General features: G+C 46.0%; 21 protein-coding genes. 10 read left to right on the forward strand and 11 right to left on the reverse strand.

The window, feature by feature from the left end; genetic code table 11:
- The 4 genes from torA to focA all read right to left on the reverse strand — a co-directional run bounded on the left by torA (position 1) and on the right by focA (position 5395).
- Positions 1-2463 (reverse strand): trimethylamine-N-oxide reductase TorA, encoded by a 2463-nt coding sequence (torA, locus tag AACQ75_RS17160; RefSeq protein WP_017044673.1) that lies wholly within the window; start codon positions 2461-2463, stop codon positions 1-3.
- A gap of 24 nt (positions 2464-2487) precedes the next feature.
- Positions 2488-3672, reverse strand: a complete 1185-nt coding sequence (gene torC / locus AACQ75_RS17165; protein ID WP_026028833.1) for a pentaheme c-type cytochrome TorC — start codon at positions 3670-3672, stop codon at positions 2488-2490.
- A gap of 51 nt (positions 3673-3723) precedes the next feature.
- Entirely contained in the window at positions 3724-3900 is a 177-nt protein-coding gene (gene torE, locus AACQ75_RS17170; protein WP_010318622.1) for a trimethylamine N-oxide reductase system protein TorE, read from the reverse strand.
- Positions 3901-4540: 640 nt separating this feature from the next.
- Complete coding sequence (gene focA / locus AACQ75_RS17175) at positions 4541-5395, reverse strand: formate transporter FocA (protein ID WP_026028023.1); 855 nt, start codon at positions 5393-5395, stop codon at positions 4541-4543.
- Positions 5396-5823: 428 nt separating this feature from the next.
- Here focA and AACQ75_RS17180 point away from each other — a divergent pair, with 428 nt between their 5' ends.
- Positions 5824-6057, forward strand: coding sequence for a TIGR02647 family protein (locus AACQ75_RS17180; RefSeq protein WP_010318620.1), 234 nt, complete (start codon positions 5824-5826; stop codon positions 6055-6057).
- A gap of 65 nt (positions 6058-6122) precedes the next feature.
- Here AACQ75_RS17180 and AACQ75_RS17185 read toward each other — a convergent pair whose 3' ends face one another.
- Positions 6123-6566 carry a PACE efflux transporter gene (locus AACQ75_RS17185; protein ID WP_170889126.1) on the reverse strand — a complete coding sequence of 148 codons (444 nt, stop codon included), beginning with the start codon at positions 6564-6566 and terminating at the stop codon, positions 6123-6125.
- A 96-nt stretch (positions 6567-6662) separates the two neighbouring features.
- Between AACQ75_RS17185 and AACQ75_RS17190 the strand changes: the two genes are divergently transcribed.
- Genes AACQ75_RS17190 through AACQ75_RS17200 form a run of 3 tightly spaced genes read left to right on the forward strand, consistent with a single transcriptional unit; the run spans position 6663 to position 9041 of the window.
- Entirely contained in the window at positions 6663-7553 is an 891-nt protein-coding gene (locus tag AACQ75_RS17190; protein WP_010318618.1) for a LysR family transcriptional regulator, read from the forward strand.
- 32 nt (positions 7554-7585) lie between these two features.
- Complete coding sequence (locus AACQ75_RS17195; RefSeq protein WP_170889127.1) at positions 7586-8416, forward strand: NAD(P)H-binding protein; 831 nt, start codon at positions 7586-7588, stop codon at positions 8414-8416.
- A complete protein-coding gene (locus tag AACQ75_RS17200) occupies positions 8409-9041 on the forward strand; it encodes a YdcF family protein (RefSeq protein ID WP_170889128.1) in 633 nt (210 codons plus the stop codon). Before AACQ75_RS17195 ends, AACQ75_RS17200 begins: the two co-directional genes overlap by 8 nt.
- 84 nt (positions 9042-9125) lie before the next feature.
- On the opposite strand, the gene AACQ75_RS17205 is transcribed toward AACQ75_RS17200, so the two are convergent.
- The gene (locus AACQ75_RS17205; protein WP_026027614.1) at positions 9126-9704 is read right to left on the reverse strand and encodes a thymidine kinase; all 579 of its coding nucleotides are present in this window, start codon (positions 9702-9704) and stop codon (positions 9126-9128) included.
- A gap of 120 nt (positions 9705-9824) precedes the next feature.
- The gene (gene aspS / locus AACQ75_RS17210) at positions 9825-11600 is read right to left on the reverse strand and encodes an aspartate--tRNA ligase (protein ID WP_094129337.1); all 1776 of its coding nucleotides are present in this window, start codon (positions 11598-11600) and stop codon (positions 9825-9827) included.
- A 276-nt stretch (positions 11601-11876) separates the two neighbouring features.
- Here aspS and AACQ75_RS17215 point away from each other — a divergent pair, with 276 nt between their 5' ends.
- The 6 genes from AACQ75_RS17215 (at position 11877) to AACQ75_RS17240 (ending at position 18045) form a co-directional block, all read left to right on the forward strand.
- Positions 11877-12743, forward strand: coding sequence for a DUF72 domain-containing protein (locus AACQ75_RS17215; RefSeq protein ID WP_170889129.1), 867 nt, complete (start codon positions 11877-11879; stop codon positions 12741-12743).
- A 100-nt stretch (positions 12744-12843) separates the two neighbouring features.
- Entirely contained in the window at positions 12844-13587 is a 744-nt protein-coding gene (cmoA, locus tag AACQ75_RS17220) for a carboxy-S-adenosyl-L-methionine synthase CmoA (RefSeq protein WP_017044667.1), read from the forward strand.
- A 94-nt stretch (positions 13588-13681) separates the two neighbouring features.
- A complete protein-coding gene (cmoB, locus tag AACQ75_RS17225; protein ID WP_170889130.1) occupies positions 13682-14653 on the forward strand; it encodes a tRNA 5-methoxyuridine(34)/uridine 5-oxyacetic acid(34) synthase CmoB in 972 nt (323 codons plus the stop codon).
- A gap of 139 nt (positions 14654-14792) precedes the next feature.
- The gene (locus AACQ75_RS17230) at positions 14793-15545 is read left to right on the forward strand and encodes an ATP-dependent zinc protease family protein (RefSeq protein WP_170889131.1); all 753 of its coding nucleotides are present in this window, start codon (positions 14793-14795) and stop codon (positions 15543-15545) included.
- A gap of 14 nt (positions 15546-15559) precedes the next feature.
- Entirely contained in the window at positions 15560-17065 is a 1506-nt protein-coding gene (locus AACQ75_RS17235; RefSeq protein ID WP_170889132.1) for an inactive transglutaminase family protein, read from the forward strand.
- Between the two features lie 2 nt (positions 17066-17067).
- A complete protein-coding gene (locus tag AACQ75_RS17240; protein WP_019280854.1) occupies positions 17068-18045 on the forward strand; it encodes an alpha-L-glutamate ligase-like protein in 978 nt (325 codons plus the stop codon).
- 79 nt (positions 18046-18124) lie between these two features.
- On the opposite strand, the gene mukB is transcribed toward AACQ75_RS17240, so the two are convergent.
- The 4 genes from mukB to cmoM are packed head-to-tail and all read right to left on the reverse strand — an operon-like array spanning position 18125 to position 25422.
- On the reverse strand, positions 18125-22582 hold the full coding sequence (gene mukB, locus AACQ75_RS17245; RefSeq protein ID WP_170889133.1) for a chromosome partition protein MukB: 4458 nt from the start codon (positions 22580-22582) through the stop codon (positions 18125-18127).
- A complete protein-coding gene (gene mukE, locus AACQ75_RS17250; RefSeq protein ID WP_017044662.1) occupies positions 22579-23310 on the reverse strand; it encodes a chromosome partition protein MukE in 732 nt (243 codons plus the stop codon). Before mukE ends, mukB begins: the two co-directional genes overlap by 4 nt.
- The gene (mukF, locus tag AACQ75_RS17255) at positions 23291-24628 is read right to left on the reverse strand and encodes a chromosome partition protein MukF (RefSeq protein WP_017044661.1); all 1338 of its coding nucleotides are present in this window, start codon (positions 24626-24628) and stop codon (positions 23291-23293) included. The genes mukE and mukF overlap by 20 nt, the downstream gene beginning before the upstream one ends.
- A gap of 2 nt (positions 24629-24630) precedes the next feature.
- A complete protein-coding gene (gene cmoM / locus AACQ75_RS17260) occupies positions 24631-25422 on the reverse strand; it encodes a tRNA uridine 5-oxyacetic acid(34) methyltransferase CmoM (protein ID WP_017044660.1) in 792 nt (263 codons plus the stop codon).
- Positions 25423-25434 lie beyond the last annotated feature (12 nt).

Below are 25434 nucleotides of genomic sequence, written 5' to 3' on the forward strand. Positions count from 1 at the left end.
TTACGCCACTTCGATTGGTCCACCGAATGACGTCACTGGTGGTACTTTACCAGTAAATTTCTCGAAATCGACAATGCAAGTATTGGCTGAAGTGGCTTGCGCCAGCTCAGATGAGCCGACATCGAGTGTGAGTGTATTTGGATCGCCATAGGTGCAAATAGCTCCCTCTTTTTCATTCAACGGGCCATACCACGCCCCCTCTTCGATGCGGATCACGCCGCGCGGGTAGCCATCGCTTAAAACGGCACCAGCTAATAGCTGGCCGCGATCATTAAATACGCGAACTAAATCCCCAGCTTTAATGCCTTTTTGTTTCGCATCGATTGGGTTGATATACACGGGCTCACGGCCATTGACAGCATAGGTCGCGCGATACTCTTCTGACTCACACATTTGTGAGTGCAAACGCTTATCTGGGTGACAAGATTGTAACCAATATGGATGCTTATCTGAACCTGGGCCACCGTGCGAACGCTCGGTTTTTTCAAACCACATCGGGTGATCTTGGCAATGTTCATAGCCATAACGCCCAATCTTACGTGACGTAATCTCGATAAAACCAGACGGTGTACCCAATGCGTTTATCTCAGGGTCTTTACGGAAATCGGCGTGGCGAACCCAAGGTTGGCCTTCACCAAAATCCAGTACGCTCTGCTGCCAAAACTGTTCAAATTCTGGTAAATCAAACTTACCCGCGTTGGCTTTTTTACACTCGTCATAGAGCGAACGGACCCACTCCATCTCATCCATGCCGCGTGTGAACTCTTCATGGCGGCCAAAGCGACGCGTCAATTCAGTGAAAATCTCAAAGTCAGTACGCGATTGGAACAAAGGATCAACCAAGCGGTGCATGGCAATCAAACCCTTGCCCGAATAAGAACCGTATACATCGATATCATTGCGCTCAAACTGAGTACAGGCAGGAAGAACGATGTCGGAGAAACGGCAAGTCGCCGTCCAAGCAAAATCGATCGTGACGACGGTTTGAAGCTTGCGGAACGCCTTCTTCATTCGGTTACGATCTTGGTGATGATGCCACGGGTTGTTGCCTGAAATAACCATCATTTTGTAATCAGGTAATTTTACGCTCGAACCGTTGTAGCGGATCTCTTTACCCGGCTCTAGCAAACAATCGACCCAACGGGCAACAGGAATCGTTTTACTGTAGCCGTTGTAGTTTTCGTTGTCCCATTTCGGTTTTGAACCCGTATCTAGGTTACGTGGAAAACCGCCGGGCGAGGCAAAACCGGTTGATGGGACCCCAATGCCAGAATAGTGATGCCCGTAGGAGATCCCCCCGCCTGGCAGGCCAATTTGACCAACCATCGCAGCCACAACCGCACCAGCCCAGTAAGGCTGTTCGCCATGCTCTTGACGCTGAATACACCAACCAAACAGTAACTGAGTTCGGCCATTAACGAGCATACGTGCAAATTCGCGGATCTTATCGGCTGTTACGCCACAAATCTCGGCGGCCCATTCTGGCGACTTAACAATCTTATCTTTCGTTTCGCCTTGAACGTACTGAATAAAAGGTTCAAATCCTAAGCAATAGGTTTTGATGAACGCCTTGTCATACAGATCTTCGTTATACAACACATGCGCCACCGCCAACATAAACGCCACATCGGTCTGTGGGTTAATGTACCAATGGTCACTGTTTAAGAAGCGCTGGGTTTTATTCTTGACTGGATCAACCGAAATAACGTTGATCTCTCCTTTCGCCACTTTTTCTTTCAACTGATCAAGATAAGGAAAGGATTGGTGCGTTTCACAGTTCCAGCCAACTTGCAGGTTTTTTACCGGGTCGGTCGCCCACAAAACAATGTTGTCTGAATGCTCAAGAATTTCCGACCAAGAGGTTCCTTGGGCATACACTTCTGTCGAACCTAACACGTAAGGAAGAATGGTTTGGCCTGCACCTGTTGAGTAATCACCCACTTTAGTGATGAAGTTACCGTGCATACCTACAGCACGTTGCATCATCGCTGTACAGTTGTGAAATGACCCCGTTTGGTTCCAACCCGTTTGTCCTGCATGCAGCGCCCAAGGGCCGTACTCTTTTTGTACGCGCTCAAGTTCACGATAAAACAGATCCAACGCTTCATCCCAAGTGACGCGGATAAAACGGTTGTTGCCACGTGTTTCGCCGCTGTATTTATGTTTTTTGAGCCAATCAAGGCGAACCATTGGGTAACGCACTCGTGATGGGCTATAGATAATGCCTTTGATTCCGTTGAGCATATCAGTGGGGTGCGTGTCTGACTCTAGCGGCTTGACCGATTGTACTTTTCCGCCATACACATGCGCACGAAATGCGCCCCAATGAGAGCCTGATACTTTCCAACTGCCTGTTGTTTCTGCCGCGTTAGCCGATGTCGAGACCAATAAACTTGGCCCAATAACCGACGCCGCACTGGTGGTTGCTACACCTTTAAGAAAACTTCTTCGTGTAATCGCCATATTTAAAACTCCGTTTGACGTGGATTAATGGTGACCTTCAGCAAAATCTGAAGAGTGTTTTTGTAGATACTTCAAGACTAACGCTTCGCTGTCTGTGTCGAAGTTGACGAATGCCATCATGCCGTTAAACATGCCCGGCCAAGTATTCGCATCAAAATGCGCTTCATCCGGTTGGCTATGACAGACAGAGCAGTTCGTTTTATAGGCCTCACCCGCTTTTTCCCAAATTGGATCCACGCTATCGAGCATGGCTTGTTTTTTCATCCACACTTTCGCGTTTACTTTTTCCCAAGGTAGACCGGTGAGATCATCGACACGCTTTTCACCAACAGTGACGATTGCATCATTTTGTGCCGCTTCTTTCATCAAGGAGCCCACAGCGATGTTCATACCAAAATCTTCTTGGATCACACGACCAAAGCCTTTTGCTTTACGCCAACCATCAATTTCGATTTGAATCATCTCGCCTTTCTCATCCAATACAGTGACTGCCGATGCTGGGTTCAGAAGGCCTGCTTCCACTTGAGCTTGCGCATCTTCATAAATAGGTAAGAAGCGAACGCTCACCACTTGCTTGCCGACCGAGTAATCGGTTTTAGATGCCAACTGCTCTAGCTCGCCAATCAGTCCACCTGAGCTATCCATATTTTTAGGCAGGTTATGGGCGATCCCTTTATGGCAATCTAGGCAACTTTGATCTTTTTCCGCTGCTTGTTTCATCTGAATACGCGCGGTTGCCGACATCTGTTCGAAATCCATCGAATCGTAATTGTGGCAATTTTTACATTCCAATGAGTTGTTGGCTGAAAAGCGCTCCCACTCATGCTTGGCCAATTCAATACGGCGCTCTTCGAATTTTTCAGGGGTACCTAAATCACCAAAAACTTGCGCAAATACCTCCTTAGAGGCTTGCATCTTACGCGCAATTTTAGCGGTCCATTCGTGTGGTACGTGGCAGTCTGGGCAAGTGGCACGTACGCCTGAATGGTTTTTCCAGTGCACGGTTTCTTGCAGCTCAACATAAACGTTGTCGCGCATTGTGTGGCAGCTGATACAGAATGCTTCTGTGTTGGTGGCTTCCAGTGCAGTATTAAAACCGCCCCAGAAAATCACACCGGCGATAAAACCGCCCATCGTGAGCACACCAAGGCTGATGTGCACGGCTGGACGAGTCATAGTGCGCCAAATTTTGACTAACAATGATTTCATGATTCGCTCTCTTAAATTTTCGATCAAAAGGATTACGGGTGAACCGTGGAATTAACCGTGCGCACCAGGAGGACCAAAGAGGAACACTTGCAGCATCCAAACAATGAATCCATAACCGCCGACAAAGGCGATACTTAAGATCGGAAAGAGAACCACTGTGATTAAGAGGAAAGACTTCCACTCAAGCGAACGTTTCTCATTACTCTCTATTTTATTAACATCACTCATACATTTGCCTGTTTTGTATTTCAGTCATTTTGAGCAGCTCGACGACAGAGCTCAGCTTATTACCATTTCTGATACGAAATGTTAGACCATACTCTTTGTAGGGTTCAATCGATTCCTACCTTATATAGCAAGGAATCCACTACTTTTTTGAGCTCACACGGAGTTGTGTTTGATTAAGAATTTATGTATAGAAATGTGAGTAGTTGTGTCAGTTTAATTTCTTTTCATAAACGTTAAAAAAGAAACAAAAAAGAAACAAAATGAATTGCAAGATAGGATTGAGGTACGAATTTCTTCCCGCTAAACGCTCAAATGACAACCGAAATGTAACGCCATTGTTAATAAGATGAGGGATGGTTAGATGTCGATCACCGCTCAGGAATCGGTATTATATTCGCCCCACTTCAGTGCATGATGCACTGCCCACTGCTGGGTTTTTGTGCACTTCTTGATAGAATTGATCTTACACACTGGCTTTAAAACAGCTTATCCACAGAAAATGTGGATAAGCTGTTTTAAAGGTATAAATAGTGAATAAACACTAGCAGAAGCAGTCAACACCACCTAAGGTGATGGTTTAGAGATGACAACAAAAAGCGGCCCTTAAAGCCGCTTCTAAGATCATCTCTTCAATAAGGAGTTATTCGTGAGATCCATCTCGAAGGTAAATTAACCAGTACCAAATGCCAACAAAAACCCCCCCACCGATGATATTGCCAATCGTCACGGGTAATAGGTTATTGATCAAAAAACCCATTAAGTTAAGGTCTGCGTAGTCGGCAATATTGGCACCCGTCATCTGCCAAAACTCAGCGGGTGCAAAATATTTGATACCAATTGCCATCGGAACTTGGAACATATTAGCGATGCAGTGCTCAAAACCCGCGGCGACAAACATGGCGACAGGTAAAATCATCACCATAATTTTGTCAGTCAAGGTACGACCACTGAAAGTCATCCAGACCGCCACGCACACCAACACGTTACACATAATGCCAAGCGCTACTGCCTGCATAAACTCGTGGTGCAACTTATGCTGAGAAATGGCCATCGCATTGAGGCCAACTTGGCCACCATCAAACATATATTGTTTGGAAACTAGCATACAAGCGACAAGCATCAGCGCACCAGCAAGGTTGCCAAAATAGACGATGACCCAGTTTTTAATCAACATGCTCCAAGAAATTTTGCCACTCGCACGTGCAACCAAAGTCAGCACTGAACTAGTGAATAACTCACCACCGGTGACCACCACCAGAATAAGACCTAAGCTAAACGCAAAGCCGCCGATAAAACGACTCAGACCCCAAGCCATATCGCCCGTTCCTGTCGTCACTGTAGTGTAAAAAACGAAAGCAATACCGATATGAATGCCAGCAGAAATGGCAAGAAGGAAAGACTTCATCGGATCTTTCGTCGCTTTTCCAACGCCAGTTTCTGCGGCGCGCTCTGCCATTTGCGGTGGCAATAGGGAATCAAATTGGTTTAAGTTCATGGCAAGTAACATTTTGAAACAAGTTATATAAGGCGCGGATAATCGCTCCATTCCTATGACAATTCAAGAGCTATTTTCTATGTTTACAAAAAATGTGTTTAGCGTGATGAAAATCATAAAAATTTATTGATAGCCCATATCCAGCGTCTATAGATAGCCACTCTCTTGCAAACCAATGATGAATATATACCCAAACAACTTGGAGTTGCAGGTAGGCGGCAAGTGAGTGAGTCCCCATGAGCATAGGCAAACTATGTGATTGGGGTGAACGAACGTAGCCAACACCGCTGCAGCTTCAAGTAGGAAGGGTATAACTGTGTGAAATATCTCCAATTTGGTTGCAGATAACATTTCTTACAACAACTGATTGCAGCCAACAGCGCTGCCATCTATGGTGACAAAAAATCATTCACTATATAGGTGTCGAGATGAAATTTACTCAACAAAATATCGCCGAGCTCAATCTACTCCTCCAATTTGATTTAAGCAGCGCTGCGACTGGTATTAAAGTCCGTAATGATGCGTCTGACGACATGCAATCCGCTGTTCAACGTCTTTACGAAAAAGGTCTGTGTACATTACCTGATGGTGGCTATTTAACGGATGAAGGTATCGAAGTGGCCGAGCATGCAGAGCGCGTGCTGCGTGTTTTGAACTCTTAATCTAGCCTGCAAAGGCAGCCGTGATTCTGCTGGCTGCCTTGTCCCCTTAAAAAAACCGCTCTTCTTTATTTGGCAATTGGCTCAATCCAACGTTGATAGGGCTGAATTCGATCATATCCCCAGTTAAACAGTGTGGTGTAGATAAAGAAAAAGGTCAGAAACCCAGCTTCCAAAATCAACGCATCCCACATCGATACGTCTAAAACCCAAGCGATCACCGGAATAGAAATAAAGACGAGCCCACCTTCAAAACCGGTCGTGTGTAACAAGCGTAAGCTAACCGTACGCGCTAATCGGTTGGTACCAAACACTCGGTCGAACAAAACGTTGTATAGATAGTTCCACGCTACGGCAAATAGGCTCAAACCAATACCTATCATGGCTAAATCCCCCGTTCCCTGCCCTGTCACCAATGCGGAGATTGGAATAATTAACGCTAATGCGGTCACTTCAAACGTTATTGCATGGAAAAGGCGCTCTTTCATCGACAGCTCTCTCATTGACATCATTTTTCTCCTCTTTATTCTTCGTCTGAGGTGTTGAATGGACTCATTTTCATCTATATTGAAGATACTAAAAAGTTAGATAGTATCGGTAAATGAGATATGTTGAGTATTGATCAATTGCAAGCCTTCACCGCAACCGTTGAGAGTGGCTCTTTCTCCGGCGCGGCAAGACAGTTGGGCAAAGTTCAATCGGCCGTTAGCCAACACATCATCAATTTAGAAATTGATTGCGGCGTAGAACTGTTTGATCGCTCCGGCCGTTATCCACGATTAACCGCGCAAGGCGAGCGACTTCTACCGTATGCGCAAGCGACGTTGCAGCAACATCAACGCTTAGCGCAACAAGCACAACTGCTTGCTTCCTCACCCAATCAACAGCTTTCGCTCGCGATGGATGAAGGGATCCCGTTACAAGGGTTAACCCATTTATTCAAACAGTTAGCCACACAGTTTCCACACATTGAAATTGAATGTTTAAGTGCATCAAGTACCGATGTGATTGAGATGGTGGAACAAGGTCGCGCTAGCTGTGGGATCATCTTCAGTGAATTGGCCTTACCGAATAACCTTGATTTTGAAAATGTCGGTTCAATCCGTTTTGATGTTTATGTGGCCGCAGAGCATGAATTGGCTCAGCATCAAGCGCCCCATATCGATATGCTAAGATTGCATCGCCAACTCGTTATCCGCTCACGCAGCCATAAAACCAGCAGTTTCCATCAAGCCTTTAGCCCAGAGATATGGTACGCCGATAACTACTATCTATTATTAGAGATGGCGTTAAGCGGTTTAGGATGGTGTTTGCTGCCAAGCTATTTAGCCGAAAGTGAACAAGCGATGGGGAAATTAGTGCGTGTCCCTGTTGAGTTTGAACAGCTGGCTTGGTATACCAACATTGATGTCATTCAGCACCAGCGCATGAGCGCCGATCCTATCCATAAAATGGTCAGGCAGTTGTTGCGCCAGCTTAGCCCACTCACCGATGCCTGATCGGCATACAATCAATACAGGATGTACATTTTATGAGCACCATTACCCTCATTGGCGCAGGTTGGCTAGGCCTTCCTCTAGCGCAAGCTCTTACCGAAAACCACCAAGTCTACGCCAGCCGCACCCAAACGGCAGGAATGCTTGAGTTAACGCAACATGGCATCACAGGCTTTGTATGCGATCTTTCTCTGCGCGACCAAAGCTTATCGCAGCACTTTATTGCTCAAAAAAGTGAGATTGTGATAGGCAGCTTTCCACCCGGTTTTCGCAAGGGAAGAGGGCAAGAGTATGCGCAGCAGTGGCAATATTTAGTCGCACAAGCAAAGCTGGCTAATGTGCGTAAAATCGTCATGGTCAGCTCAACCAGCGCCTATCCTGACATTGCACAACCCATGAGTGAACAGCATGCCTCCTTGCCACTGGCGCAAAATGACTCAAACTTCAGTGAAGGAGCACGAATCATGTTGCAAGCCGAGCAACACGTTATCGATTCAGGGCTAGATTATGTCATTGTACGCTGTAGTGGCTTGATCGGACCAAACCGTCATCCCTCACGATTTGCAGCGCGTTTGGCGCAAGTCAGCCAGCTTGCACCAGCTAATATGTTGCATCAAAAAGACGCCATTGGTGCACTGATTTTTGCCAGCGAAAAACTCTCCAAACAGGTCGTTAACGCCACCACACCACAAACCGTGAGTAAAGCTGAGTTTTATCAAGCCGCGTTGGCGGCCGCCGAGCTAGACTCACCATTGCCGCCAATTGTCGATATTGCAGACAAACGCATCTTAAGCGACAAGCTGAGCCAATTGGGCTATCAATTTCATTATTCACACACGTTAGAGGCACTGGCACTGAATGAGTAAACATCTCTACCAACACATTGAAACCTTGTGGCAGTACATGCAGATGAAGCATGAGCTCGTCGCGGCCGATATCATTATGGTGTTTTGCAGCAATGATTTGCGCGTGGCTGAGTATGCTGCACATTTGTACCAACAAAATCTGGCTCCCTACCTTCTTTTCTCTGGCGGACAAGGGCGTTTTACTGAGGGTAAATTTGCTAAAAGCGAAGCAGAAACCTTTGCTGACATAGCCAAAGATTGTGGCGTACCAACCCACGCGATTTTACTGGAAAAAGAGGCGACTCACTCTGGAGAAAATGTACGATTTAGTCATCATCTATTGGCAGAAAAATCGATCACTGCGCAACGTATTATTGTGGTTCAAAAACCCTTCATGGAACGTCGTGCCTACGCCACATTTGTTAAGCAGTGGCCCGCCCCATTTGAGTCATTAATAGTGACCTCTAGCGGAGAGGCATTTTTCGATTATCTTGATGAGGATTTCACCGTTGATGTTGTACTGAGTGCGCTATTAGACGATTTTGTGCGAGTCCGCGACTACCCAGCACAAGGATTTCAGATTGAGCAACCGATCCCAGACGATGTGACACTTGCTTACCAAGTTCTGAGTCAATTTGAGTGGTAACACAAGTTGTGGGGCATACAAAATAGATAGGGAGGCTTAAACCTCCCTATCGAATAATTTGTTCAAGGCGCAGAAGTAATGAATTTACTTACCCAAGGCTTCTTTATAGTGCTGACGACATACCGACACGTATTTATCGTTACCACCAATAGAGACTTGATCACCTTCGGCAATCGCCACTCCATGTTCATCGGTGCGAATGACCATGTTCGCTTTACGGCCACAATGACAAATTGTTTTCAATTCCACCAGCTTATCGGCCCAAGAAAGTAGATATTTACTCCCTTCAAATAGCTCACCTAAGAAATCGGTACGCAAGCCATAGCACAGTACCGGAATGCCGATTTTATCGACCACTTCAGTCAATTGATAGACTTGCTCTTTGGTTAAGAATTGGCACTCATCAACCAAAATGCAGTGACGCTTTTGTTGCTCGTGCAGTGCGTTGATCTCATCATACAAATTCGTTTCAGCGGTAAAAAGCTGGGCGTCTGATTCCAATCCTATTCTTGAACTTACTTTACCAACACCATAACGGTCGTCGATGGCGGCGGTATAGATCACGGGCGTCATACCACGCTCTTGATAGTTGAAAGAAGATTGTAGAAGAGTGGTTGATTTACCTGCATTCATCGCAGAGTAATAGAAATACATTTGAGCCAAAAGAGAGATTCCTGTCACTAAGTCAATTGGCGAGAGAACAAGGTTCACTCAAATAAAAAAGGATAACCCTACGCGGGGGCAAAAAAGAGGGTGACTTTCGCCACCCTGCTACCGTTGCGTTTATTGCGCTTTTTCTTTTGCGACCGTCACCGCAATCGCCAACTCTTCGAGCGACGCTGGGTTAGCCAGACTCGGTGCATCCGTTAGCAAACAAGCGGCTGCGGTTGTTTTAGGGAAGGCAATCACATCGCGAATATTTTCCGTACCACACAACAGCATCACCAAACGGTCAAGACCAAATGCAAGACCTGCGTGTGGTGGCGTACCAAATTTCAGCGCATCCAATAGGAAGCCAAATTTCAGTTGTTGCTCTTGCGCATCGATACCTAAAATATCAAACACCACAGATTGCATTTCAGCATTGTGAATACGCACCGAGCCACCACCCACTTCATAGCCGTTTAATACCATGTCGTAAGCATTTGAATTTGCAACCGCTGGGTTGGCTTGCAGCTCTTGCGCGGTTAAGTTAAGTGGTGCGGTAAATGGGTGATGCATAGCATGCAAGTTACCTTCGTCATCTTCCTCAAACATTGGGAAATCAACAACCCATAGTGGAGCCCATGAATTTTCATTGGTGATCGCCAGATCTTTACCCAATTTCAAACGCAGCGCACCCAATGCTTCAGTCACCACTTTTATTTTATCGGCACCAAACAAAATGATGTCGCCAGACTCAGCGTGAGTCCGCGCCAAAATGCCTTCCACAATGTCAGCCGAAAGGAATTTCGCGACCGGAGATTGAACGCCCTCTAAGCCAGCAGCGCGGTCATTGACTTTCATCCACGCCAAACCTTTCGCGCCATAAATACCAACAAACTCAGCGTAGCTATCAATTTGCTTACGAGTTAATGCCGCGCCACCCGGTACACGAATAACCGCCACGCGTCCTTTAGCATCATTAGCTGGGCCAGAGAAAACATTGAAATCCACATCTTTTACAAGGTCTGCAACATCAACCAATTCCAGTGGGTTACGCAGATCCGGCTTGTCGCTACCATAGCGACGCATCGCTTCGCTGTATGGCATAACAGGGAAATTACCTAAGTCTACATTTAGTAACTCAAGCCACATATTGCGAACCATTTTTTCAGTCACTTCACGCACTTGGTCGGCCGTCATAAATGACGTTTCAATATCGATTTGAGTAAATTCTGGTTGACGGTCAGCACGTAAATCTTCATCACGGAAACATTTTACGATTTGATAGTAACGGTCAAAGCCTGACATCATCAGCAACTGTTTAAACAGTTGTGGCGATTGAGGAAGTGCATAGAAACTGCCTTTGTGCACACGACTTGGCACTAAGTAGTCACGAGCCCCTTCCGGCGTTGCTTTCGTCAAAACTGGCGTTTCAATATCGAGGAAACCGTGTTCATCAAGGAAGCGGCGTACAAAGCTAGACGCTTTAGCGCGCAGCTTAATACGATCACTCATTTCTGGACGGCGTAGATCTAAGTAACGATATTTTAGACGTTGCTCTTCTGAGTTCTTTTGGTTGAAATCCAGTGGTAAAACATCACTGCGGTTGATAATAGAAATCCCACTCGCGAGAATTTCTACTTCGCCAGTCGCCATCTCTTTATTGATTTGACTTTCTGGACGCGCGCGTACTTCACCAGTTAGCTTAATGCAGAATTCATTACGCAGTTGATTAGCTACTGCAAATACATCCGCCATATCTGGATCAACCACCACCTGAACGATGCCTTCACGATCTCGCATATCAATAAAGATAAGACCGCCTAAATCACGACGGCGATTAACCCAGCCGCACAACTCCACAGTTTGTCCTGCGAGGGACTTGTTCAGGTGACCACAATAATGGCTACGCATAATGAATTTCCCAATCTCTAATTAGTTATCAATTCTAAGCCGCTCAGCGTCATTATCTGAGCAGCGCAAAGTTCCATTTATACGCTGAAAGATGTGCAAAATCGACCTTCCAGAATACAATTTGTTGTGTTTTATCAAGGGTTGCTGCTTTTTAAATCAATAATCAACCAAAATAGCAACACCGCTGAGAAATTGCGGCTGATTATAGCGTTAAAATACCAAAATCATCAAAACTCTCGTAGAGTATTTATTTTTAGTAATGGATGAAAGGTCAGTATGATGAATTTACCACTGCGACTCGGCCTTACCATGTGGTCACACGCGGGCTGGAAAAGTACGTTTTACGGCGCGGGAACGCCTGCTGCGCAGCGTCTTGAAAAGTATGCGAGGGTTTTTCATACCGTAGAAGGCAACACTACTTTCTATGCGTCACCTTCCATGAACACAGTGCAGAACTGGCGCGCCGCCACTCATGATGATTTTCGGTTTACGTTCAAACTGCCCAAAGCTATTACCCACGAACATAAGCTCACTGGCTGCCAAGATCAGTTAAAAGATTTTATGATGCTGATGGAGCCTCTGCACTCTCGTGTTGGATTATGGACCATCCAACTGCCAGCTACTTTTGGCCCACAGCACTTAGAACAGTTGAAAAAATTCTGCGCCTATTTTCCCGCGGGTTTTCCACTGGGTGTTGAAGTGCGGCACCTTGAGTTTTTTGCTAAGGGAGAAGCTGAAAAAGCGCTCAATCAATGGTTAGTTGAATCGTCGATTGATCGAATCATTATGGACAGTCGTCCTATCTTTTCGGCCAAACCGACAACTGACGTCATCATTGATGCTCAGAAAAAGAAACCTAAAGTCCCTGTTCACGCCATTGCCACGGCACAAACGCCGATGATCCGTTTTATCGGCCACCCAGAATTAGAGGCCAATTACCCCTTTTTTGAAGCGTGGATGACCAAACTGCCACATTGGATCGAACAAGGAAAACAACCTTATCTTATGGTCCACACGCCAGACAATATTGAAGCCCCATTATTAGCCGCCGAACTATACCAACAGCTGCAACAACGACTCACATTACCTACATTGACAACATTTCCAGCCCAAGATGACCAGCACCAAATCACCCTATTTTGATGATCGCGTGCGAGGTTAATGACACGCGCACACTTTTCTCTTAGAATGTGCGCCTTTTTTAAGGTAGCGCGACGGTCAGCATTGCTTTTTACGCATCGCCATGAGGTACATTATGAGCCATCATAAAGACATCATTTTTTCTGCTCCAATCGATAAAATTGGTGATTTTACGTTTGATGAACGAGTTGCTGAAGTCTTCCCTGATATGATTCAGCGCTCTGTGCCGGGGTACAGCAATATTATCTCTGCAATCGGCATGTTAGCTGAGCGCTTTGTTAAGCCACACTCTACCATTTACGATCTGGGTTGCTCTTTAGGGGCGGCTACGCTTTCGATGCGTCGTCATATTCACCAAGAAGGTTGTAAAATTGTAGCGGTTGATAATTCGCCTGCTATGGTTGAGCGTTGTAAATTGCACATTAACGCCTATCGTTCGGATACGCCTGTCGAGGTGATTGAAGCCGACATCCGTGAGATTGAAATTCATGATGCCTCAGTGGTGGTGCTCAATTTTACGCTGCAATTTCTATCGCCAGAAGATAGGCTCGCACTGCTTGAAAAAATCTACGTGGGTCTTCGCCCCGGTGGCATACTGATTTTATCTGAAAAGTACATTTTTGAAGATGAAACGGCGCATGATCTGCTAATTGACCTTCACCATGATTTCAAGCGAGCCAATGGTTACAGCGAATTAGAAATCAGTCAAAAACGCAGTGCGATTGAAAATGTGATGCGCCCAGACTCCATCACAACACATAAAGCTCGCTTTAAAAAAATTGGCTTTTCAAGTTATGAAGTGTGGTTCCAGTGTTTCAACTTTGGTTCAATGTTCGCCATTAAATAATAGAATGCCGTTTTGGCTTTTTTCCCTAGAAGGCCCAAAACCTGACCAGCCATTTATCTAGGATCTTTTTACCTCATCTAGGAATACGCTTTGCATGTTTAACTTTGCCAATTTTTATCAACTGATCGCTCAAGATACCCGTCTCCAACCTTGGCTAAACGTTTTGCCACAACAGTTGACGGACTGGCAAAATACAGAGCATGGCGACTTTGACCGCTGGGTTCGTGCGTTAAATAAAATCCCCTCGGGTACACCTGAGCTGATCGAGCTCAAGCAGTCAGTCACTCTCTCAAATAGCACACCGCTGACGTTAGGCGAACAGAAGAAACTAGAAAGTTTGCTTAAAACCTTTCATCCTTGGCGCAAAGGTCCCTATCACTTACACGGTATCCATATCGACACTGAGTGGCGATCCGATTGGAAATGGGACCGCGTATTGCCCCACATTTCACCGCTGAAAAACCGTTCCGTGCTGGATGTTGGCTGTGGTAATGGTTATCACATGTGGCGTATGCTTGGCGAAGGTGCTCGCCTGTGTGTGGGTATCGACCCTTCGCACCTGTTTTTAGTGCAGTTTGAAGCGGTGCGTAAACTATTGGGTGATGACCAACGTGCTCATCTTCTGCCGCTAGGCATTGAACAGTTACCCGAATTGAACGCCTTTGACACTGTATTTAGCATGGGTGTCCTATATCATCGCCGCTCTCCGCTAGATCATCTTATCCAATTGAAAAATCAGTTGGTCACAGGGGGCGAATTGATTCTTGAGACGCTGGTTATTGAAGGCGACGAAAATGCGGTGTTGGTCCCTGTCGACCGCTACGCACAAATGCGCAACGTCTACTTTTTCCCTTCCGCAAAAGCGCTCAAAGTGTGGCTTGAGAAATGTGGTTTTGGTGACGTGCGTATCGTTGATGAGAGCGTCACCTCCGTTGATGAACAACGGACAACTCAATGGATGACGCACAACTCATTACCCGACTATCTTGACCCAAACGACCCAAGCAAAACCGTAGAAGGGTATCCCGCACCACGACGCGCTATTTTGGTAGCAAAAAAACTATAATTGACACAGTTTTAACGCTTGGCTATGCGTATAATACTACCCTTGTCAAAGGATGCCGTACGCATCCTTTTTTATCAGCTAAATTTTGTTAGCTAAACTTCGGTTTATCCGTATTCATTACAAACACATAAGGTCGCAAATGTTTAAGTCTGTAGCCCCCGTCATTGCCATTGCCTTACTGTCAAGTTGCACTCTAACCAATGGTGAACAATACCACCAAGCTACCCTCGCAGCGATTCAAGCTTCCGAATCGAACCTCAGCAACACAATGACCAACCTTGAGCTTCAGCTAAGTAACCAGAATGATTACATTGAAAGCCTTGAAAACCAAATATCAAAACTCGATCGAAAACTAACAAAACTTAAGCAGATCACGACCAATACCCAACAAAAACGTGTAGAAGCAACCAGTAATGATGATGTGATAATTCCAGTCGCTACACCCTCTATTCAAAAATCACGCTATGACGTCATTTTAGGTGAAGTCGAAAAAGTCACGATTGATTCGATCAAACAAACCTTTGATGCTCGAGTTGATACAGGGGCCGCCACCTCTTCACTCAATGCGATTGATATTGAAGAGTTTGAACGTAATGGGAAAAACTGGGTGCGCTTTCATCTTTCCGATGGTGATAGAGCAACAGACGAGAGTAACTGGATTGAATCACCCATTATTCGCTACGTTAAAATTCGCCAATCGACCAACGATGAGATGGAACGCAGAGCCGTTGTTGAGCTGTGGGTAAAATTAGGCAGTATTCACGAAAAAGCACAGTTCACCTTGGCTGATCGCTCTCAAATGAGCCATCCTATTCTTCTAGGCCGCGAGTTTATTCGTGATATCGCGTTAGTCGATGTCAGTCGCAAGTATATCCAAACCGAAACTAAATAGTAGCAAGGACATTTATGACGTCACGAGTTCCATTTTATCTATCCGTTTTATTGCTGATAGTGGCAGGAATCACACTGAGTGTAGTTCGCCACCAAACTTACGGGGTGCCATGGACACCCGGGGAAACTCGCCAAATTTGGGATATTGAAGCACGTGTTGAATTCAATGCGTTAGGCAAAGAAGCCAAAGTCTCTTTAGCTGCGCCTCATACTCAAGATGGATATACTTTGATCAATGAATCGTCATCATCACCAGGTTATGGCGTAGCTTACGTGACTACTGATACGGGCAAACGTGTTGAGTGGTCAATCCGCAAAGCAACTGGCCCACAAACTATTTACTATAAAAGCCAATTTTTAGTTGATCCCCAAGCGAAAGCAACACCTATCCCGCCTGTGGGAGATGTAGTTCAACCGACCTTTAACGGTCCAGAAGAAGCCGCAGCTATCGCATTAATTGAGCAAGCGAACCAACGCTCTGCGGATAACATTACTTTTACCCGCGAACTGATTAAAAATCTCAATGACACCGACAGCCAAAACGCCTCTTTACTACTCAATAAAATGAGCAAAGTGGACGCCACACAAAAACTGCTGTCATACTCTCAAATTCCCAATAAAGTCGTTGGTGTTATTCAGCTCGAAGATGGTCGCCGCCGTCAAACGATTCAACACATGAACGAAATATGGAATGGCGATCAGTGGGTACTTTTTAACCCTGAAACGGGTACGCAGCCCAACCACCCTAACCTACTGGTTTGGGATGAATCCAACGTTTCACTGCTGGATGTCACGGGTGGACAAAACAGCCAAGTTCACTTCACTATGCTGTCTCAAGATGTTTCACCTCAAACGGCAACCAATAATAAAATTGAGGCCGACAAACTCTTAAACTTCTCTATTCACAGTTTGCCGCTTGAAGATCAAGCGATGTTCAAGACCATCATGTTGATTCCTATCGGCGCATTAATTGTGGTGTTCTTGCGGGTGATTATTGGGCTAAAGACCTCAGGTACTTTCATGCCGGTACTGATCGCCGTGGCGTTTGTTCAAACTCAATTACTGACAGGTATCGTGGGCTTTCTGCTTATCGTCGGAACAGGTTTGATCATTCGTAGCTATTTATCGAAATTGAACCTGCTACTGGTAGCACGGATATCGGCGGTCATCATTGCGGTAATACTCATCATCTCTGTCTTTACCGTCGTTGCCTTTAAGATCGGGCTGACCGAAGGGTTATCCATTACCTTCTTCCCGATGATCATTCTCTCTTGGACCATCGAACGTATGTCGATTCTGTGGGAAGAAGAAGGAGCAAAAGAGGTGATTTTACAAGGTGGCGGCTCGCTCTTTACTTCCATCTTAATCTACTTAGCAATGACTAACTCTTATGTCCAACACCTAACCTTTAATTTTATTGGCTTACAGCTGATCGTATTAGCTGCCATTCTGCTATTGGGAACCTATACTGGATACCGTTTAACTGAACTTCGCCGTTTTAAACCGTTAGCCGAGGAGTAAAGATGTTTTCATTATCCGAATACACTTCTCCATTTAAGCTACGCCGTAAAGGCATTATGGGCATGAACAAGCGCAACCATAGCTACATTGGTCGCTATAACGATCGCTCAAAATACCCATTGGTTGATGATAAGTTACAAACCAAATTGATTGCGCAGCGTGCGGGTTGTACTGTGCCAAAACTGATTGGTGTGATCAGTAATCAAGCGGATGTGAAGTCGATCCATGCCATGGTTAAAGAGTGGCCGGGCTTTGTGATAAAACCTGCACGCGGAAGCGGTGGTAAAGGAATTTTAGTGATTATGTCGCACAAGGATGGTGTGTACACTAAACCTTCTGGTGCGACCATCAACCAGCAAGATGTTGAGCGCCACATCAGTAATGCCTTGGCCGGACTATTTTCACTAGGCGGTAAAAATGATGTTGCTGTGGTTGAAAACCTAATTAAGTTTGACGATTGTTTCGAAGGCTTTAGCTATGAAGGTGTGCCTGATGTACGCATTATTGTCTTCAAAGGTTACCCCGTCATGGCGATGATGCGCCTTTCGACTTCGGCTTCTGATGGTAAAGCCAACTTACACCAAGGCGCTGTTGGCGTAGGTCTTGATATTGCGACAGGAAAAGCAGTACGAGCCGTGCAGTTTAATTTACCCATCACTGAGCACCCAGATACCGGCAAAGAGCTCTCAACGCTGCAAGTACCACATTGGAAAAAGCTACTCACCTTAGCCTCTAGCGCTTGGGAAATGACCGGCCTTGGTTATATGGGAACCGACATGGTGTTGGATAAAGAAGAAGGACCAATGGTACTTGAGCTTAACGCTCGCCCAGGGCTTGCTATCCAGATAGCCAATGGCGCAGGGCTGTTGCCACGCTTGCAGCATATTGAAAGTTTAGGTACGCAACTTATCTATCCCAGCCCCGAAGAACGCGTGGCTTATGCCGCAAAGCAATTCGGTTCAGGTGAGGTAAGCGAGTAACTCTCACCAAATTTAATCACTAAAAAGCCCAATCTCTATCAGGAGTATTGGGCTTTTTTATTAGCGATGGAGGCGATGCTTACAGCATTTCGGCCATCTGCTGTGCTTCTGATTTTGGTTTTTCAGTTTGACCAAAACCCCGTAGACCGACCACATGAACGTGTTCGTGATCTTTAAACACTTTGCGCACTAATTTATAGGTCGTGCCTTTCTCAGGGCTAATATTCTCTGGCGCAGCAATTAAAAGTTGCATATCTAGACGCTCGCACAGTTCAAACAAGGTTGAAATGGATTTGGCATCCAAACGCGCCGCTTCATCTAAAAACAGTAAACGGCATGGAACGATGTCTTTACTGCGTAGACGACGAGATTCCTCTTCCCAACTTTGAATTACCATCAATAAAATAGACTGCCCAGTACCAATCGCTTCACCAGTCGATAACGCGCCCGATTCTGCTTGCAACCAGCCATCGGATCCGCGATTTACTTCAACACTCAGCTCTAAGTAGTTGCGGTAATCCAATAGCTCTTCACCCAATACTTGCGGTGAACGTTGCCCCATATCGATATGCGGGTTAACACGCTGGAACAATTTCGCCATCGCTTCAGAGAAGGTATAACGAGTACTCTCAAACAGATCTTTATGCTGACTCTGTTTTTCAGATAATCCCGCGAGTAGGATTTCATGGCTCTCGCGTACTTTCACGTTAAGGCGAACGCCTTTCACCTGACCAAAGTTAATGTTAGACAAACCTTGGTTGAGCATCCGAATACGATTTTGCTCACGTTGAATGGTTTTTTTGATGATGCTGGCCACCGATTCAGAGCTGATCGCTAAACGGTTTTCACGTTGAGTCAACTCTTCAGTTAAACGCGCAAGCTCCACTTCCATCTCTTCAATCGCTTCAACAGGATCATCAGTGCGAATGATGTCTTGGCGAATACGCTCACGCAGATGTTGATACACGGCGATGTAGAACAACACTTTGCGTTCTGGATGCGCATTGTCTTCCGACAAGCGCAGTGCATCACGCAGGTCGTCATTACTTGCGACCGCTAAACGCAGCGCGCCCAGTGATTTATCCGACATGGAACGCAGTTCATCGGCCGATAAATACGCCAGCTCACGTTTATGCAAGCGGCGCTCAACATCGTGATCACGCGCCAAACGTAATACAGAGCACCACCCTGCTTTTGCATTCACCACAAATGTGCGCAGATCTTGATAATCTTTCTGCACCTTTTTCAACCGTTTAACTAATGCTTTCATTTCAAGATCAGTTGCGGTTAGTGTACGTTCATACTCGCTCTTACGGGTACGTGAGGCATGCAGACGCTGTTGCAATTCATCACGACGACGTTCAGCACGCTCTTGCGCACCTTCATCGGCATGCACACCAAACTCTTGTAGCTCCTGCTTGAACTCTTGAACCGTTTCCAACTTAGCTTGATGCGAGCTTTTTAAGGCCGCTAACACTTGGTTATATTGGTTCATTTGACTTTGAGCTTGTTTGAGCTCATCACGAGTACGGGTACGGGCGCTTTCTGCCTCAACCAATTTGTTTTTGAGCTGCTCACTTAGCTCGCTGCTTTTACTGAGCAGAGCAACCGAATCGGAATAGCTAAAATAGTGGCGGCGTTCAATCACGTCTGAGAGTGCAAAGATCTGCACTTTCAATGTCTGAAGAGCCTGATCCGCTTGCTGATATTGTGCAGTGAGTGCATCAAATTGCTGCGGGTCAACCTCAAGCGCTGAAGCAAGCGGCTCTAACTCCGCGATGGCTTTACCGTGCGAGCTTAAAAACGCTTTCGCTTCCGCCAATTGATTAATGTTCAGCTCAGCTTCATCGAAACGTGCTTGCAATGCCTCATCTTCAATGAGCAACATGTTAGGAGCCAGCTTATCGAGCATCGTTAACGCGTGTTTGCTTAGCTGTAACTGGTTGCGTTGCTGCTGTTCTTTTGCATCCAATTCAGCCAATACACGGACCAGTTGATTGCGTTGCTCACGTGCAGCTTGCAATGCTTGTTCTGGATCGGCTTCAAAAGCAACTTGGATGTATGAAGCAACAAATTGGTTAAAGCTGTGGTATAGACGTTGCAGTTTTTGTGAATCAAACGCCGCTTTCGCGTGCTCTTCCACCACTTCTTCGCGCTCGTTACGCAGTAACTCTAAACGTTGTTCACGCGCGGCGCGGCCAAAGAGTGGGATCTCAGGTAAACGAGAATAACGCATTTGGCGGTTATTGAGCTGAACACATACCGCTCCTTCCAATTCGTCAGCATTGAACGAGCTATCATCAAAGGCATCGACATCCCCTTCAATGATGTACAGATCTTCTGGGCAGTCATCAAGCTCAACCAGCTTCTCTTTGATGCCAGATAAATCCGAAACCACAATCGCATGGCGAGCTGGGCCGTACATGGCACTGAAATAAGGTGCATCGTCAATCGTGATGTCATCGTAAATTTCAGACAGTAAAACGCCACCTAAGCTATCCGCTAATCCTTTCAAACGAGGATCATTTGAACCACCATGAGACGCCAAGCGCTCGATTTCGTTTTCAAGCTGCGCGCGACGTTCTGCCAGTTTATCTTTAGCGATTGATTGTGCTTTTTCTTGCTCAAGCACTTGCTGCATCTGCGCCATCACAGCTTGGCTATTTTCTAATGTTGCACCACTTTGTTCGCGTAAAGTATGCAATGCATCGTTGGCAGCAATCCAAGTCGGAGCGATCGATTCCAGTCGTTGAATTTCAGCCTGTTTATCTTGCTCGGTACGGCGCTGCTCACTGCGCTGTTCACGTAGCGCTTCTTGTTCATATTCCAGCGATTCAATCAGAGCGGCGTGGCGCTCGCGCTCTTGCTCTAGTGTTAGCTCATCGTGCAAGTCAATATGGTGTTGCTTTTGGTATTCAGCCACGGACTGACGCGCCACTTGCTGCTGATTTAAACGACGTTCCAGATCTCGCTGCTGTGCATACCACTGTGCTTCATTTTGGCTAATTTGCTGGGCGTTACGCGCTTGCTGCATGATGGCTTTTGCATGCTGAGACGCATCGTGACGAGACACTTCACCCACCACACTGCGCACCAGTTTCAGTGCCTGCTCAAACTGTTCGACCGCGGCCGAAGACATGTCCAATTTATGCTTTAACGCTAATAACGTGGTCGTATTAGCGTCTTGCTGATGCTTGAGATCAGAAACCTGCGCTTGGGCACGCTCTGGTGTTAACTGATCATCATCTAGCAACTGTTTGGCTTTATCGAGCGCCTGTACGGCTTGTTGATATTGCAATGCTCGCGTTTGTTGAACATCTAATGCTTGTTGGTAATCGGCCAATTGACTCTTTAAGCTATCGACCTCATCTTCAGAAATAATCGCTTGCTCTTCAGCCATCATGACGCGCTCTTGCGCCTCTTCCACCACCATCATCTGCTCTTCAAGGCGAATAGTGAGCTCTTGCAAATCCTCTTGATAGCGTTCAATTTTCTCTTGCTGACGCAGTGCGTTTTGCACCAGTTGCAAGTGATCAGAAGCGGCTTGGTAATCTTGCTCTAAGGTAGATTCTTGCTCTAACAGCAGCTCAAGCTCTTCTTGAACTTGATTGAGTAATCGATTTTGCTCAATCAATGTATGGCGAGAGCCGAATAACTCGTTACGCAACGCGAGCGTTTGCTCTAGCTTATTGTGGCGATCGTTGGCGTGACGCATGTAATCCGCGGCCACGTAATTTGTCGATTCGGTAATCAGGTGCTTGAAGAGATCGCGATCCGCTTGCGTGGTTTTGATCGCTTCTAACGTCATGCGGTTTTCACGCAACGCCGATTCCATATCTTGGAATGCTTTCTTCACACCACCATTTTGTGGCAACAGATAATCACGCAACGAGCGAGTAATGGCACTGGAAATACCGCCGTATAAAGAAGCCTCAATCAAGCGATAGAATTTTGAACGGTCACTACTGTTACGCAGTTTTTTAGGCACCACGCCAAATTCAAACATTTGTGCGTGATAATCGACAATGGAGCTAAACGCTTTAAAATGCGCCCCTTCAATTTTCGCGACAATCTCTTTCACTTCATTGAGTTGACGCACGCGCGCGTGGTTGTCTGAGACGTTTTCAATCAGCACATCGGTTGGTTTGACATGGCTTGGCAAGCCTTGAATCACAAACGGTTTGATATCAACTTTTTTATCGCGCCCCGCCACCTGTTGTAGCTTAACGCCAAACAGTAAACGCTGTTTGCGTGAATTCACTACATCCAACGCGGCGTAACATGCGCCCGCTTGCAGTTTACCGTATAAGCCTTTATCGCGAGACGCTTGTGAGCTGCCCGCTTCGGTGGTGTTTCTAAAATGAAGCAAACTTTGATCTGGGATCAAGGTGGTGATGAATGCCGCCATGGTGGTCGATTTGCCCGCACCGTTACCGCCTGACAAGGTGGTAACTAATCCATCAATATCAAAAGTACGAGCAAAAAAGCCGTTCCAATTGATCATGGTTAGCGATTGATATTTACCTCTCTCAATCATGCTTCACCTTCCCATTCTGTTTGCTCGTTAACATTTTGTTCTTCAATCTCGTCTTCGTTATCCAGCAAGCTGCCTTGATTCGGTTCTTGGGCGTGGACAACCGCTTCACCATCGCGGATCAAACGCAGTTGTGCTTCACGCATGTCGTCACCAATGCGCACATCGGCACCAAAACGAAATACGGCTTCGCTAATGCGGAATTTATTGGTATCACCTAAATGGATGATCATCCCCAAACGACGTAAACGACGCAATGAGGTACGCACTTTTTCAAACAGCTTTTCTTTGTCTAAGTCTGAACCGCTGGCTCGGTTGGTGACGAGCTTCATCAGTTTTTTTTCATCGGCCAGAGACAGTAGCTCTTCGTACAATTCTTGATTAGTAAAGATGCCTTCGTGCGCAAGGCGTTCCGGACTCAAATAAAGAAAACAGAGCACTTTGCCGACCAACATATCCAACTCAGACAGCACGCTACGATTGATTAAAGCAGTAGAGCGAGGACGCAGGTAAAAAAAGCCTTCCGGCGCTTTGACTAATTCGGTGTTATAGCGTTGGTAAAACAGCGCTAAATCAGGCTCAAAATCCAATAAAAAGGTGTGATTATCCAAATCATCACTAGAAACATGACGCCCAGCTCGAAGCTGGCTATCTAGCGCAGGAAATAAAGGATTTGAAATCGCTTTGGCCAGATTTTCTGGCATGTATTCATTAATATCTGTCGATGACATTTGCTTGTACCTTTGCACCAAAATCGTTGATCGCTTGCCAGTCAGGTTGGATGGCTTGGTAATCTTGCTCTGAGTAGCCAAGTCTCACCGCTTGATCAACAATAATTCGGGCTAAATCAAAATGATGTGTATGGGGATGAGTGGCGAGGTAGTCTCTCAGTACTCGTCCTAAATCAATTGGCATCCCTTGATCTTTATGACCTTTGAGCATGCTGCCGATACGCAAGGAGAGCTCATCATTGACTTGCTGGAACTCTTCGTACTCCACTTCTGGAGGCACTTGCCCCATCACCTCATCATCTCTTAAGACGAGAGCTTCATCACGCAGGTCGGTTAAACGCTCAGCATCGGCATAAGTGAGATACCAAGGGGCGTCAAAATAGTCGCTCAGTGATTGACGTAAACGCTGGCTAAACGCTCGGTTTTGGTCCATATCAATGGCGGTACGAATGAATTTATGGACATGGCGGTCGTAGCCAATCCAGAGATCGATCGCCTGTTGTCCCCAACTGGTGATGCGATCAAGTTTCATCTGTAATCCAAACAGGATTTCTTCAATGAATTCGAGTTCGGCTTCGCCATAAACCAATTCTTGAATATCCAAAATTTGCGTTTGCAGCTCATCCCCCGCCGCTTGTAAAGTATCTTGCAGTTCACGCAGCGTTGAAGAGGTTTCAGACAATAACGATTCACAGTTGTTGATCGCTTCACGCCAATCTTTATTCAGCAACTCTGCGATTTGCAGTTTGACCGATTGCTGCTGCTCGTCCATCACACGTTGGTTTAAATCGATACGATCAAAAATTTCCCCTACCGAGTATTTTAATACGCCGTAGACGTTCTTTTTCCAATGCCCGGGAGTACCACCTTTATTCGCGGCTTCAATCGCCTTGGCCATTTCATCGGCGACCATAGAAAGCTGAATTGAGAGCTTCAGCTTGGAAAACTCTCTATGGCGGACGTAATAGTCCGTAATACCAATAGCCAACGGTGACAAACGGTAAATGCTAACGCCATCAGTCATCTCGCTGGTGAAGCGGCTCATTAAGCGCTGTTTTACCAACTCATTGATCGCATTATTAGCACGAAACGCGGAGGCTTCACCGGTTTCTTCAAATAAGCGAGTTACGATGGCAAACGCATCGTGTAACTCACCTTCACCTAATTCTTCATCAAACCTTTCGTTACTCAATACTGCAATGGCAATAAGGAACGCCAGTCGTTCTGTCGTCAGGTTCAATGAGAAATCATGCTGCTTTACCCAACCAACCAATTCATCAATAGGTTGCTGTGCAGCGTTCTGAGTCATCTCACTCATTGTTATTCCTGCTCTATTTTCTTTTTCGCCCATACATGAATGTATCGACCTAGCGAGAGGTACGGCTCTTGTCTACATAATTGTTGTTCGAGTGCCAGTACATCTTCATATTGGTAGTCACCCATATTTTTCACATTCCCAATATAGTCACTGAATGATCGGATGCCCGATTTTCCACAAATCTCAAATCCTGATTCTTCGATCCATTGATACACTTCTTCAGGTTTTAGCCCTTGCTGAGGCTGGAGCTTAAACCGCTTGCGATGCGGCATGCCCTCCAATACATGGGGAATGTTGCCACAGACAACGTTTTTGTACACCAAGCCATGATGGTTATAGAACATGATTGATGCCATACCACCTGGCCTAACTTGCTCTAACAAATTCTGCAATGCGGGTTTTGGCTCGGCTAACCATTCCATCACCGCGTGAAACAACAACACATCCACTGGCGCACTAAGGTGCGATTGGATGGATTGCACGGGGGAATGTACCAACCGATACTGCTCAAGCAGACCATTTTTGCGGATCTCTTGTTCGGCTAGCTGGAGCATTTCCGAGGATAAATCACACAGCGTGATTTGGTGCCCAAGCTTGGCTATTTTTTGTGACATTTGTGCCAAACCGCCGCCAGCATCAAGCACTTGCAAAGGTTTTGGGTGGTTGCTCAACAAAGCGAGCAGTTGCTCAAGATCTTGCCAAACAATGACTTGACGAATTTCACCTTTGTCAGAGCCGTATATGTTTTTTGCAAATTTGTGGGCAATATCGTCGAAATTCCGGTCTTCAGTCACAGTGGCTTGAGT

This window comes from Vibrio sp. B1-2, from assembly GCF_963888445.1.
Lineage (GTDB): Bacteria > Pseudomonadota > Gammaproteobacteria > Enterobacterales > Vibrionaceae > Vibrio > Vibrio anguillarum.